Below are 13,261 nucleotides of genomic sequence, written 5' to 3' on the forward strand. Positions count from 1 at the left end.
CGGTACGCTCCATTGGAGCGTATTCCACGGGAGGGCCTTTTGAAACCATCGGCGGAAGGTACGTTCGTGGAGTCCGCTGTAACGGCTGAGATTCAGGGCATTGATTCGGCCAGGAATGGCCTGCCACACCGGCATCAGGTGGAGGAAAAAACGCTGTTGGGCAGCGGGGAGATTGAGCAGGGTGAGCAGCACAGGTAAAATAGTCATTGGGTCTCCTTGGGTGTGGGCTTGAGAACCTCACCCTACCGGAGACCCGTTTTTTGGGCCACCCCTACTTTTCGTCAAAACTGTCCGAACCATTGATTAAAGGGGACACGCTGAGCGGGCATCAGGCCCCGGCCACCTGCTCCTTCCCCTCACGCCGGGCCAGCCAGACGGCCAGCAGCAGCAGCACCCCGCACAGCACAGCGATCAGCACGAACAGGCTGCGCGGTGAGAAGGCAAACAGCGCCCCGGCCAGACCCGCCGCCGGAATGGCGCACAGCAGGGTCAGGGTCTGCACTGCCGAGAACAGATCAGCCGTGCCGTTCTGCGGCAGGCGGCTGAACAGGGCAGCGTCGCGGTAGGTCAGGGTCAGGAAGGTCACGCCGCCCAGCAGCCCCACTGCCGCCAGCATCGCGCCGACGTTGCCCGCCGGAACGAACAGCAGCGCCACTGCGCCGATCAGCCCCAGCGCGCGGACCACCACCAGCGTGCGGCCCAGCGGCAGCCTTGAGAGTCGGGGCAACGCCACGCCGTACAGCAGCAGCGTCACGAAGGCGGCCACGAATGGCACGAACGACAGGGTCTGGGCGCTGAAGTCCAGCGTCTGCTGAAGAAAGAGGATCTGAAACAGGCTGAGCTGCTCGATGAACACAGTCAGCAGGTAGAAGGCGGTGATGCCCATCAGGCCAGGATGACCGCGCATGCCGCCCACCAGCCCCAGGGTGTGGCGCACGCTCTGGCCCAGGCCCAGTTCGCGGTGCTGCGCCATTGCGGCCACGCCGCTGCGGGTTTCGTCGGTGATCGCATTGCGCCACAGAAACATGACAGTCATGCCGACGCCACCCAGGATGTAAAAGCCACGCATGGTGGCGGTCACGCCGTGCTGGGCAATCACCAGCCCCACCAATGGCGTCAGCAGGCCGCAGACCGTCACGATCAGGTTGATGATGCCGAAGACGCGCGCCCGTTGCCATTCCTCGACGTCCTCAATCAGCAGCAGGCTCCACGAGACGGTCACGATGCGCCCGCTGGCGGCCAGCACGGCGGCCACAGCGAAGGCGGCGAAGGAATTGGCGAAGGCCCACACGAACATGGGCACCGTCCACGAGATCAGGTCACCGATCAGGGTGGTGCGTTTGCGACCCACGCGGTTGGTGATCGGGGCCGCCACCGCCTGAAACAGGAACGACAGGGCCAGCGTCATGGAGCCGAGCAGCCCGATCTGCGTGCTGGACAGGCCCACGCTGCTCATGTACAGCGGCGCGTAATACAGCACCACCACGCCGAACACGCCCCACAGCGGCTCCATCAGAATGGCGTTGCGGGCGTTGCGCGGCAGTCCGGCCAGCGCCTGAAGCTGCAAGCCTCTAGCCAAGGTGAGGGGCGCTCGGGTGGGTCTTGGGCGGGCCGGAAGAAGTCATGCCCGCGATTCTAGAACGCCGGCCCCACCGCCATTTCATAGGTCGACTCCGGTGACCGGGACAGATGACCTTTTCCACGCCTTCGCATTGCCTGAATCTTGTGCAATTCACGCACTCAACATCAGTTTCAACGCCTAAATTGAACCATGCCCGTTTACCTTCACAACATCGCTCTGGCGCTGCCCGAGACCGCGTACCCCCAGTCGGTGATCCGGGACGTGATTAAGGCGCAACCGGAACTGGACCGCCTGGCCAAACGGCTGACCGGAGCCGCTTTCAACGCCTCGGGCATCGATCAGCGCTACAGCGTGGTCAGGGAATTTGCCGACACAGACGGAGAAGCTGGTCTGTTCTACGATCCGGCCAATGAGCGGATGCTCACACCCACCACCGGGCAGCGCAACATCGTCTACGCGCAGGAGGCCACCAAACTGTACGTGGAGGCCGCCCGCAAGGTGCTGGAGGACAGCCCCTTCGAGGCTGCCGACATCACCCACGTCATCACGGTGTCCTGCACTGGCTTTTTTGCGCCGGGGCCGGACTACGCCATCGTGCGGGCGCTGGGGCTGGGCGGGAATGTGGGGCGTTATCACGTGGGCTTCATGGGCTGCTATGCGGCCTTTCCCGCGCTGAAGATGGCCAAGGCATTCTGTCAGGCGGACCCCAACGCCGCCGTGCTGGTGGTCAGCGCCGAGCTGTGTACCCTGCACATGCGCGCTGCACCGGACCCGGACACGATCATCGCCGCCTCGGTGTTCGCGGATGGCTGCGCCGCCGCGCTGGTCAGTGCCCGGCCCCCGGCAGCCGGACAGCGGGCGCTGCGAATGGACCACTTCGAGACCACCCTGACCCCCCCCGGCGTGGGCGAGGCAGAGATGGCCTGGACGATTGGTGATCAGGGCTACGAGATGGTCCTGAGCAGCTACGTGCCGTCCATCATCGAATCGCATATCGAGGGCGCGCTGTCGCCGCTGCTGGACCACGAACCCGCGCTGGCCGACGCCCGGCACGCCGGAGTCGAACACTGGGCCGTCCACCCCGGCGGGCGCAGCATTCTGGACAAGGTACAGGGCAGCCTGAAGCTGAGCGACGAGCAGATGCAGCCCTCACGGGAAATTCTGCGGCAGTACGGCAACATGAGCAGCGCCACGATCCTGTTTATCCTGCGCGATCTGCTGAACACTGTGCCGGAAGGTGAGCGTGTCTGCGCGATGGCCTTCGGGCCGGGCCTGACCGTGGAAATGGGCCTGCTGAGCGGCGCAGTGGGGACTGGAACTGCCGAACTGCCCCAGCGTCAGGGCGAACTGGCCGGGGTGCGGTGATCTTTCCGGCCCACTTCCACGGGCGCGAGGTCCAACTGGCCGAGCGTATGGACGATCCCCACTGTGACCCCCAGGAACTCAACCAGACCTACGCGCAGTTTGGCGCGGTCAATGGACTGGTGGCCGGCTGGCGGCAGGTCTATCGGCAATTCCTGCGCCCCCGGCTCTCGGCCTCGCGCCCGAATACGCTGCTGGACATCGGCTGCGGCGGGGGTGACGTGCCGCGTGCCCTGGCCCGCTGGGCGGCGCGCGACGGTTTTACCGTGCGGATCACGGCCATCGATGCCGACGCGCGGGCCATCGCCTTTGCCGGGGCGCAGCCGCCTGTTTCCGGTCTGCACTTCCGGCAGGCCATGAGCGGCGATCTGGTGCAGGAGGGGCAGCGTTTTGATCTGGTGATCTCCAACCACCTGCTGCACCACCTGACGGCCCCGGAGCTGGATGCCCTGCTGGCCGACAGTGAGGTGCTGTGTTCTGGTCTGGGTTCCGGTCTGGTGGTCCACAGCGACATCCAGCGCAGTCCGCTGGCGTATCTGGGCTTCCGGGCTGGGATCGCGCCGCTGTTCCGGGGATCGTTCATCGGTGAGGACGGGCTGCTGTCCATCCGCCGCAGTTTTACCGCCGCCGAACTGCGCGAGCTGGCTCCGGCGGATTGGACGGTCCGTAGCCTGATCCCCTTCCGTAACCTGCTGATGTACGAGGCTCCGGGCCGTGGCTGAGCCGATGCTGGACGTGCTGATTGTCGGGGGCGGTCCAGTCGGGCTGTTCCTGGGCTGTCTGCTGGCAAAACGTGGTCTGAGCTTCCGCGTGCTGGAACGGCGAGGCTCTCCAGGGCAGCATTCCCGCGCCATCGGCATTCACCCGCCTGCGCTGGAAGCCTTCCGCGAGGTGGGGCTGACTGAACCGCTGCTGGCGGAGGGCCTGCCGATCACGCGCGGCATGGTCATGGGCGAGAACGGGCCGCTGGGCGAACTGGGCTTCGGGACGGCCTCAGCGGAGTTTCCATTTATCCTCTCGCTGCCCCAGCGCGACACCGAGGCCGTTTTACGCCGCCGACTGGCCGGACTCGCGCCCGGCGCTTTCTGCGCTGGCGTAGACGTGCTGAAATTGCGGGAAGTGGCGGACTGCATTCACGTTACTGCCTGCGAAAACGGCAGACCGCTGGAACTGCGCGCCCGTTACGTCATCGGTGCGGACGGCTGGCGCAGCCGCGTGCGAAAGGCGCTGGGTCTCTCCTTCCCCGGCCACCTCTACCCCGACAAGTACCTGATGGGCGACTTTCCCGACACCACACCGCTGGGGCAAACGGCGCTGGTGTCGCTGACCGGGGACGGCGTGGTGGAATCCTTTCCGCTGCCGGGGCAAGGAAGGCGTTGGGTAGTCCACACCGGAGAGCAGCTTTGGGGAAATTCCTCAGCACAGGAGTTGACGGCCATGATCGAGGAGCGCACTGGCCTGCACGTTCCCGCCGCCGAGTGCCGGATGCTCAGCGCCTTTGAGGTCCGCCGCCACCGTGCGCCCCGCATGGTCTGCGGACGGGCCGTGCTGATCGGGGACGCCGCGCATGTGGTCAGCCCGATTGGCGGGCAGGGCATGAACCTGGGCTGGCTGGACGCTGCCGCGCTGGCCCCGCTGCTGCAAGGGTCTCTGGAGGGCCGCCGGGTAGACTGGCCGCGTTTTGAACGCAGACGCCTGCGTTCTGCGGCCATCGCCACCCGGCAGGCAGAATTGAATATGGCGGCGGGCCGTCCAGCGGGCGCACGGGCGCAACGCTGGCGCGAACGCCTGATCGAGAAGGTGCTGCTCTCCCCCACTGCCGAGCCGCTGCTGGCCAAAGCGTTCACGATGCGCTGGCTATAGAGTGTCGGAAATGGTCACATTGGGAGCAAATCTGGAGTGGTCAGTCTGTGCGCGAGGTTCCCACTGTCCCGCATCCTGATCGCCTCGCAGCCTATCGCCGGGCATGTTCTGCCGCTGCTGCCCATCGCGCGGGAACTGGTGCGGCGCGGACATGCTGTGCGCTGGTACACCGGGCGCAGGTACGCGGCGCGGGTGGAGGCAGCGGGGGCCGAATTTCTGCCCTTCGTCCACGCCCGCGATTTCGACGATGCCGATTTCGGGGCCACTTTCCCTCAGCGCAACTGGCGGCGCGGTCTGCGGCAGTTGCAATACGACGTGCAACAGATCTTCGTGGGCGGGATCGAGGGCAACATGCACGATCTGCGGCAGATTCAGCGGGACTGGCCCGCCGACGCCGTGCTTGCTGATCAGACGCTGGTGGCGGCGCTGCTGCACGCAGAGGTGGGTGGGCCACCCTGCGCGCTGCTGGGCGTCTTGCCGCTGGGCATCCAGAGCCGCGATACCGCGCCGTTCGGGCTTGGGCTGCCGCCTTCTGCCACGCCCGCAGGTCGGGCCAAAAACCGCGCTCTGCACTGGCTGACGCAGCAGGTCGTCTTTAGCGCAGCGTCGCGCGATCTGGCGGCGGCCTGCGGACGCATGGGCGTGCGGCCCCGGCCCTTTTCGCTGCCGAGATCGCCCCACCTGATGCTTCAGCCCACCGTCCCCGCCTTTGAGTACCCGCAGAGCGATCTGCCGCGCACCCTGCATTTCATCGGTCCAATCACGCCGCCTGTTCCGGCGCGGGTGGACCTGCCCGCGTGGTGGCCGGACGTTCTGGAAGCAAAACGTCCAGTGGTGCTGGTGACCCAGGGCACCCTCGCCACCGATCCGCGTGAGCTGATCCTGCCCACCCTGAGGGCGCTGGAAAATGAGGACGTGCTGGTCATTGCGGCGGGCGCGGCTGGACTGGAGAATCTGCCTGCCAACGCCCGCGCGGCGGCCTTCGTTCCCTTCGCGGCGCTGTTACCACACGTCTCGGTGTACGTGACCAACGGCGGCTATGGCGGCGTGCAGTCGGCGCTGGCACACGGCGTCCCGGTGGTGGTGGCGGGCGGCAGCGAGGACAAGACGGAGGTGGCGGGCCGCGTGGCCAACGCGGGGGTAGGCCCGAATCTGCGGACGGCCCGGCCTACGCCCGAGCGCATTCGCCGGGCGGTGCTGGGCCTGCTGGGCGACAGCCCCCAGCGGCAGCGGGCGCAGATGCTGGGAGCCGAGATGCGCCTGCACGACGCGCCAAATGAGGCCGCGACGCTGGTGGAACAGTTGGCGCGGACAGGGCGTGCAGTGAAGCGAGTCGTCAGTCTTTGATGCCGATCCGCTGCAACCGCCAGCGCAGGCTTCGCTGCAACATCACCGGGTAGAGGTGGGTGGGGATGGTGGTCAGCAGCAGCCATCCGGCGGTATCGGCAGCGCGCAGCCGCAGCGCGCCCACGGCAAGGCCCAGGCAGATCAGCGCCAGCAGCAGGTGGCTGTATTCCGCCTCGCGGGTGGCCCGGTCCAGCCGCGCCAGCGAGGCGCGCGTGCCGCCGAAGCCGCGTGCATCCCGGCGCAGGCGTTCCCAGCCCACCCACCTAAGAAGATTGGCAAAAACTGGCGCTCCCAGCCTTTTATAGAAGGGGACTTCACCGTCACCAACGGTAAAAAATGAACCACGCAGCACCGGCCTGGTCAGGGCTAACAGATACAGCGCCCACCACATCAGCAGGACCTGCACCCCCAGCGCGAAGAGGAGGGTGTGAAATCCAGTAACACGGCCCAGCCCCCAGGCAGTCAGCGCCACCAGCAGCCCCGCGCCGCCCAGTTTCGCCGGGACGAGCAGCACGCCCTAGAGCCGTCCCAGCGCGTCCACCACGGTCACGCGCCCGGCGCTGCGGGCAGGCCACAGTCCGGCCAGCAGACCCAACGCCAGCGCCACGCCCAGACCCACCAGGATCAGGCGTGGGGTCAGGGCCGCGCCATTGAAGCCCGCCAGATTCTGGGTGTAGACGTTGATGCCGCCCGCACCCAAGGCCGCCAGCCCCAGCCCCACCACGCCGCCCAGCACCGACAGCAACACGGTTTCGCTCAGCACCAGCCGCCGCACGAAGGCGGGCCGCGCCCCGATGGCCCGCAGGGTGCCGAATTCGCGGGTGCGCTCGTAAACGCCCATCAGCACGGTGTTGACCACCGCCAGCCCGCCCACGATCAGGGCGATGGCCGACAGGCAGACGCTCAGGATGTCAGCGCTGTTCAGCACTTTGCCGATATTGCCCACCACGTCCGCGCGGGTGCTGACCTCCAGACCCAGCCCGCCCACCTGGGGCTGCTTCGCCAGCGCGGCGGCCACCCGGTCTGCATCGGCGGGGTTCTTCAGGCGTAGCGCCACCAACGAGAGGCTATCCCCCACCCCGAAGGCGCGCTGCACAGCCTCGATGGGCAGGAAGGCAAAGGTATCGGTCAGCGCACCTTCCGGCTGGAGGATGCCAACCACCCGCGCACTTCCCCGCCGGGTCAGCTCCAGGGTATCGCCCAGCCCCAGCCCCAGGTTCTGCGCGGCCTTGGCCCCCAGCACGGCCACATCTTTTCCGGCGTCGCCCGCCCTCAGCAGGCGGCCCTGGGCTGGCCGCACACCCGTGAACATGGCGTCGATGCCACTGGCGGCGGGCAGGCCATAAAAGACGGCGCTCTGGGCCGGGTCCAGCGACTGGCGGATGGTGGCGGCCACCGGGGTCAGGGCCGTGATCCCCAGCGTGGGGGCCAGCTTTTTCAGTGTTTCCACCACCGCCGGATTCATGTCCATGCGCGGCAGCAGGGTCTCCCCTGCCCGCGTACTCGCCACCTGAAGGTCCGGTCCCACCGTGCCCAGTTCAGCGGCGAACACACCGCGCAGGCCCTCGCCCAGCGACAGGAAAATCATCATGCTGCCCAGCGCCACCGCCAGTCCCAGCGCCGTCAGGACGGTTCGCACCGGACGGCGCAGCAGGCCCAGGCCAGCCAGCCTCAGCAGATCAGCGTTTCGCACGGCCCAGGGTAGCGCGTCAGGCTGTGGCCTCAGCAGATTCAGTTCCGGCAGATTTAACCCCGGCAGCCTCGGCCTCAGCCAGATCCACCACCAGACCGACTAGAGCAGCGTGGACGAAGGTCTGCGGATAGTTGCCCAGCGGCTGACCGGTCCGGGGATCGGCCATCTCGGGCAGCAGGCCCAGATCACCCGCGTAGGCCAGCACGGCGTCCAGGATCACGCGCGCCCGCGCCGGATCGCGCATCACCCAGTACTGCGCCACCCACAGCGTCCCGGCCAGGAACGCGCCTTCTGCCTGTGTATCGTCATCGGCCAGAAAGCGCCAGTACAGATGGTCCTGACAGGACTCGCGCTCCAGCACGGCCACCGTCGCCAGCATCTCCGGCGAGTCGGGGGCGCAGAAGCCCCACACCGGATACAGGGCTGCCGTCACGTCCACACCCTCTTCCCCGGCCACGTAGGCGTAGGCGCCCTCGGCGTTCAGGGCGTTGGCCATGACCCACTGCCGCGCAGCCCCCGCCGCCGCCTTCCAGCGCGCGGCCTGCGCGGGTTCCTCGCTGTGTTCGGCGATGTACTCCAACGCCACGGCGGCCAGCACCTTGCCTGCCACATAGGGCCGCTGCTTGCGTTCCTCCCAGATACCGTAATCGTCGTCCTGCCAGTGGTCTGCCAGGAACTCGGCAAACCGCTCAGTCACCCCCCAGTGTTCAAGGGTGCCCCCGCTGTCCCGTGCATCAAAGCGCTCGTAGACCAACTTGGCGGCCAGCAGCACGTTGCCGTAGGCGTCCAGTTGCAACTGCCCGCGCGCCCCGTTGCCGATCTGAACGGGGCGACTGCCCGCGTACCCCGCGAGGTCCAGCGTGGTTTCCTGCGGAGGTTCGCCGCCGTCCACAGTCAGAAAGGGTGGCGCGGGGAGGCCGTTTTGCGGTTTTGCCTGGGCGCAGATGAACTCCAGAAATGCCCGGCCCTCCTGACCGTCGCCCCCGGCGCGTGTCAGGGCGCTGACCACCATGCCCGCGTCGCGCAGCCAGACGTAGCGGTAATCCCAATTTTTCTGGCCGCCAAGGGCTTCTGGCAGGCTGGTGGTGGGGGCCGCGATGGTCGCGTTACCCGCGTGATCGGTCAGCAGCCGGATGGCCCGCAGCGAGGCCCGCACGGCGTCCTCGTAGGGGCCGTGATAGGTGGCGTGGGTGGTCAATTCCTGCCAGCTCAGCATCGACTGCTCGCGCCAGCGGGTCACGCTTTCCCAGTCGGGCGACTCCAGCCGTTCATCGCTCAGGAACGCCCAGGCCGCCTCATCCTGCGGCACCTCCACCACCACCGAGTCCCCCACGATCCGGGGCGTGTGCGAGGCATACAGCCACTGCTGCCCGTCAATCCGCACCGCCTCGCCCTGCTGCTCCATTGTCACGGTGCGGCGGGCATAATCGGGCGCGGCATTCAGGATCAGCCGGTAGGGCCGTGGGGCGCGCGAAAACACCCGGCAGATGCCACCTGGCAATCCCACATCAAAGGGCATGAAGTCGGTGATGGTCAGCTCCCCGTCCCCGGCGCGCAGGACCGTTTCCAGGTGGCCGCCGTCACCCAGATAGCAGCGTCCGCCCGGCACCGCGCCTGCCAGTTCCACAGCCCACGAGCCGCCGCGTTCCTCGTCCAGCAGACGCGCCAGCAATGAGGGTGCATCGAAGCGTCCGGGACAGTACCAGACCACCTCGCCCAGGGGCGTGACCAGCGCGGCGCTGCGGCGGTCACTGAGCAGCCCCAACTCATGGATGCGGGGCGGGGAGTGGTGTGTGGCAGGGGTCATCTGATCCTTCTGGGGCACAGGGCACTCTAGAGCTTGACTCGCATGTAGATGGTCTGAAGTCGCCAGTTTGAGCGGCTGGTCAGGCCTCTGAAGCAGACACTACTCTCCAAACTTCAGTCCTCGTCCTCAGCGATCTCGGCCCGGCTGAGCCACCCACTCTCGCCGGGAATCATGGCGTAATCGCACAGCGCCAGAAAGGCGGCGTCGCCCTCCTGTGCGCTGACACCCACGGTCAGGGTCACCTCGGGCGGGAGCTGGCCCAGCACGTAATTCACGGCACTTTCAGGGGTCAGTTCGCGGGGCAGCAGCGTCAGGCTCTCGCCCTGATTGAGAACCCGGAAATCCGCCTGGAAGGGGCCACCGTCCAGCCACTCGTGCAATTCACGCTCGGCCTGAAGCAGCGCCAGTTCCAGCCCGTACGGATGAACCAGACGCGCCAGCAGCGGCAGACCGGAATGCTCCTCCAGCGTGACCTCCAGCCCCAGTTGCCCCAACTGGCTGATGTGCGTGGCTGCCGTGTGGGCCAGTCGCAGGCCCTCTGCACGCAGGCGCTGCGTTTCCAACGTCAACCGCCGCCACGCCGGATCTTCCAGTCCGTCCGGGCCGATTACCACCGCCCCGTGCCGCAGGATCTGCCAGGAGGTGAAAGCCGCCGGAACCGACAGCAGTTCGGCCTCGTCCAGACCCGTGACGGGAATCAGTTCGGCGTGCTGGAGCAACACGGAAAGACCCGACGCCGTGCGCTCCTGCTCGGGCGTGGGGTCCGCGCTGTAAAGGGTGGGTTGTGGGTTGACGAAGGCAACGATCATGGCCGCAGGGTAGTCGAGACGGGCCGGGGCAACCGTGGGACAAGAGTTGCTCGTCACGTGACGAGCAACCCTCAGTTCTTCCTGAAGCGCGCCGCCAGTGCCGTGCTGGCGCGCGAAAGCAGGGTCACGTCCGTTCCCACGGCGACGAAGGTGTAGCCCCATTCCAGATAGGTCTGGGCCTGCGCTTCATCGGTGGAGAGGATGCCCGCCGCCTTCCCCGCCGCCCGGATTCGCGTCGCCGCGTCCCGGATGGCATTCTGAACATCCGGGTGACCGGGATTGCCCAGTTGTCCGAACGAGGCCGCAAGGTCTGCCGGGCCAATGAAAACGCCGTCCACACCGTCTACCGCCGCGATCTCATCCAGCGCTTCCAGGCCAGCAATGGACTCGATCTGGAGCAGGAGACAGACACCATCCTCCGCGTGTTGCAGATAGTCGGCGTCCCGCCCGAAGCCGCTGGCGCGGGCCAGCGATGCGCCCACACCGCGTACCCCGCGCGGCGGATAACGGGTGGCGGCCACAAGTTCCTGCGCCTGTATCGCCGTTTCCACCATAGGAATCAGGATGTTGCGTGCGCCGATGTCCAGCAGTCGCTTGATGCCCACCGTATCGCCCACGGGCGGACGCACCAGCGGGGTCACCGCCGGGTACGCGGCCAGCGCCTGCAAACTCGCCAGCGTGCTGCGGAGGTCATTGGGCGCGTGTTCGCCGTCAATCAGCAGCCAGTCGAAACCCGCCCCGGCGCAGACCTCGGCGCTGTATGGATCGGCCAGCGCCAGCCACAAACCGCACAGGGTGTCACCGCGCCCAAGAGCTGCTTTAAACGTATTTTTAGCCATGTATTGCTCCACGCGCCTGCCCGGCGAATCGGCACGAGAAGGTGCCCAGAGGTCCGTAATCGAAGGTAAACACGTCGCCGGACGCGATATCTACCGGGCGCGTGAATGATCCGGCCAGCACCAGTTCCCCCGCCTTCAGGTACTCGCCGTGCGGGGCCAGACAGTTCGCCAGCCACGCGATGCCCTGCGCCGGATGCCCCAGCACGCCCGCCGCCACCCCGGTTTCCTCGATCACGCCGTTGCGGATGCACAGCGCCGCCGACCAGCGCAAATCCAGAGCGTCGGGTCTGACCGCATTGCCGCCCACGATGATTCCGGCGTTGGCCGCGTTGTCACTGATGGTGTCGAAGACCCGGCGCGGTTTGCCCGTCGCGGCGCTGACCCGCTGAATCCGCGCGTCGATGATCTCGGCGGCGGGGGTGACGTATTCGGTGACCCGCAGCACATCAAACAAAGTCACGCCCGGCCCACGCAGATCATCTTTTAAGAGGAAGGCCAGTTCCACTTCTACCTTCGGGGCCACGAAATCGGACAGTGGAATGTCGCCATTCGGCTCGTAGAACATGCTGTCCAGCAACGTGCCGTAATCCGGCTCGGTGATCTGCGAGGCGATTTGCATGGCCCGCGAGGTCAGCCCAATTTTGTGGCCGCGTACCCGCCCGCCCGCGTCCAGCTTGAGGCCCACCCAGGCGCGCTGTACAGCGTAGGCATCGGCAAAGGCCATGCCTGGAAACCGCTCGGAGAACGGGGCGATCTGCACGCCGCTGAGTTCGGCGACTTCCAGTTCGGCAGCCAGACCGGCCAATTCGGCTTCGGGAATCACACGCTCCACGGTGGTCATGACGGCTCAGCCTTGACGTAGACCGTGATCGGCAGCGGGAAGTTGACCATGTACCCGCCCCGTCCGGCATCGTGACCGCTTTCCTGCGTGCGGCCCGCCGAATCTGTGGCGCGGGCCAGCAGTGTGACGCATCCGGGCTGCTGGGGCGTGTGCCAATCCAAGCGCCATCTGCGCCAGATGTGCGGTTCGGCGGGGTCCAGAAATTCCGTGTCGGCCCACGTCTCGCCGCCATCTGTGCTGACCTCCACCCGCGTTATATCTCCCTCACCCGTCCAAGCTGTGCCGATGACCTCAAAAACACTCCCCGCCGTCACGCTGCCGTGCGGGGCGGGGCGCGCAATCTGCGCCTTCACCTGCATGGCAGTCATGGGAATCATTTGCGGCGAGAGGCCGTCCCGATGTTGCCAGTAGCTGTAGTCAGTGGTCTGGAAAAAGCCCTGATAAGGCGTGTCCGTCACATGCAGTTTGCTCAGCCACTTCACGGCGGCCATGCCGTACCAGCCCGGCACCACAGCCCGCAGCGGAAAACCGTGGTCCGGCGTCAACGGCTGCCCGTTCATGGCGTAGGCCAGCACCACATCATCCTGAGCCTTTGCCAGCGGCACACTGCGGGCATAGCGAATCTCGCCGGGTGTGCGGCCCGGATCGGTCAGGGTTCCCCTATCGGCCCCCTCCAGAACAACTTCCAGTGCCCCGTCCTGAATCCCGGCCCGCTCCAGCACGTCGCGCAGGCGCACCCCGGTCCATTCGGCGGTCCCGACTGCGCCAAGGTCCCACTGCACCCCTGGCATGCGGGGCGACAGGTACACCCGCCCATTGCCCGCGCATTCCATCGTGGCGCTCAGCGTGTGGGACGGCATGGCCCGCAACTCTTCCAGCGACAGCGACAGGGGAGAGGCCACCCCGCCGCCCACCTCTAACCGCCACGTCTGCGCGTCCAGGAGCGGCACCGGAAAATGGCTACGGACGTAATGACTGGGTTGCGGGGTCAGCCGTCCATCCAGCGCGTAGAACGGGGTTTCCAGATTGGGCGGCGACGCCTGACGGACGATCAGGGCAGGGGCATGACGAGAAGAATCAGCCGTGGGACGGGACATGGAGCCTCCTGTAGGGGGTTA

General features: G+C 66.8%; 12 protein-coding genes and 1 pseudogene. 4 read left to right on the plus strand and 9 right to left on the minus strand.

The genetic code is table 11. The annotated features are described in order from the left end of the window. Together Q319_RS26905 and Q319_RS0106450 are read right to left on the minus strand one after the other, a co-directional pair. Window positions 1-207 (minus strand): annotated as a pseudogene (locus Q319_RS26905) (IS4 family transposase); the annotation flags it as partial. A gap of 121 nt (window positions 208-328) precedes the next feature. Continuing rightward, window positions 329-1,567, minus strand: a complete 1,239-nt coding sequence (locus Q319_RS0106450) for an MFS transporter (protein ID WP_245619011.1) — start codon at window positions 1,565-1,567, stop codon at window positions 329-331. Window positions 1,568-1,771: 204 nt separating this feature from the next. On the opposite strand from Q319_RS0106450, the gene Q319_RS0106455 reads away from it, so the two are divergent. From Q319_RS0106455 to Q319_RS0106470, 4 genes are read left to right on the plus strand one after another with little or no spacing between them, the layout of a single operon-like run. Continuing rightward, window positions 1,772-2,947 carry a type III polyketide synthase gene (locus tag Q319_RS0106455; protein ID WP_051655160.1) on the plus strand — a complete coding sequence of 392 codons (1,176 nt, stop codon included), beginning with the start codon at window positions 1,772-1,774 and terminating at the stop codon, window positions 2,945-2,947. Then, a complete protein-coding gene (locus Q319_RS0106460; protein ID WP_029481270.1) occupies window positions 2,944-3,666 on the plus strand; it encodes a class I SAM-dependent methyltransferase in 723 nt (240 codons plus the stop codon). Before Q319_RS0106455 ends, Q319_RS0106460 begins: the two co-directional genes overlap by 4 nt. Continuing rightward, window positions 3,659-4,807, plus strand: coding sequence for an FAD-dependent oxidoreductase (locus tag Q319_RS0106465; RefSeq protein ID WP_245619013.1), 1,149 nt, complete (start codon window positions 3,659-3,661; stop codon window positions 4,805-4,807). The genes Q319_RS0106460 and Q319_RS0106465 overlap by 8 nt, the downstream gene beginning before the upstream one ends. Window positions 4,808-4,843: 36 nt before the next feature. Further along, window positions 4,844-6,154: a glycosyltransferase gene (locus tag Q319_RS0106470; RefSeq protein WP_245619015.1), complete on the plus strand. Its 1,311-nt coding sequence runs from the start codon at window positions 4,844-4,846 to the stop codon at window positions 6,152-6,154. On the opposite strand, the gene Q319_RS0106475 is transcribed toward Q319_RS0106470, so the two are convergent. From Q319_RS0106475 to Q319_RS0106505, 7 genes are all read right to left on the minus strand, one after another. Beyond that, complete coding sequence (locus tag Q319_RS0106475) at window positions 6,144-6,668, minus strand: glycosyl-4,4'-diaponeurosporenoate acyltransferase CrtO family protein (RefSeq protein ID WP_029481273.1); 525 nt, start codon at window positions 6,666-6,668, stop codon at window positions 6,144-6,146. The genes Q319_RS0106470 and Q319_RS0106475 overlap by 11 nt on opposite strands. Window positions 6,669-6,671: 3 nt before the next feature. Continuing rightward, a complete protein-coding gene (locus tag Q319_RS0106480; RefSeq protein WP_029481274.1) occupies window positions 6,672-7,847 on the minus strand; it encodes an ABC transporter permease in 1,176 nt (391 codons plus the stop codon). Between the two features lie 16 nt (window positions 7,848-7,863). Then, on the minus strand, window positions 7,864-9,654 hold the full coding sequence (locus Q319_RS0106485; RefSeq protein WP_029481275.1) for a glycoside hydrolase family 15 protein: 1,791 nt from the start codon (window positions 9,652-9,654) through the stop codon (window positions 7,864-7,866). Between the two features lie 113 nt (window positions 9,655-9,767). Then, entirely contained in the window at window positions 9,768-10,463 is a 696-nt protein-coding gene (locus Q319_RS0106490) for an HAD family hydrolase (protein ID WP_029481277.1), read from the minus strand. Window positions 10,464-10,534: 71 nt separating this feature from the next. Further along, a complete protein-coding gene (gene hpaI, locus Q319_RS0106495; protein ID WP_029481279.1) occupies window positions 10,535-11,302 on the minus strand; it encodes a 4-hydroxy-2-oxoheptanedioate aldolase in 768 nt (255 codons plus the stop codon). After that, window positions 11,295-12,143, minus strand: coding sequence for a 2-oxo-hept-4-ene-1,7-dioate hydratase (gene hpaH / locus Q319_RS0106500; protein WP_029481281.1), 849 nt, complete (start codon window positions 12,141-12,143; stop codon window positions 11,295-11,297). The genes hpaI and hpaH overlap by 8 nt, the downstream gene beginning before the upstream one ends. Then, window positions 12,140-13,240 (minus strand): sulfite oxidase, encoded by a 1,101-nt coding sequence (locus Q319_RS0106505; protein WP_051655161.1) that lies wholly within the window; start codon window positions 13,238-13,240, stop codon window positions 12,140-12,142. Before Q319_RS0106505 ends, hpaH begins: the two co-directional genes overlap by 4 nt. Between the last annotated feature and the right edge of the window lie 21 nt (window positions 13,241-13,261).

This window comes from Deinococcus marmoris DSM 12784 (assembly GCF_000701405.1).
Classification (GTDB): domain Bacteria; phylum Deinococcota; class Deinococci; order Deinococcales; family Deinococcaceae; genus Deinococcus; species Deinococcus marmoris.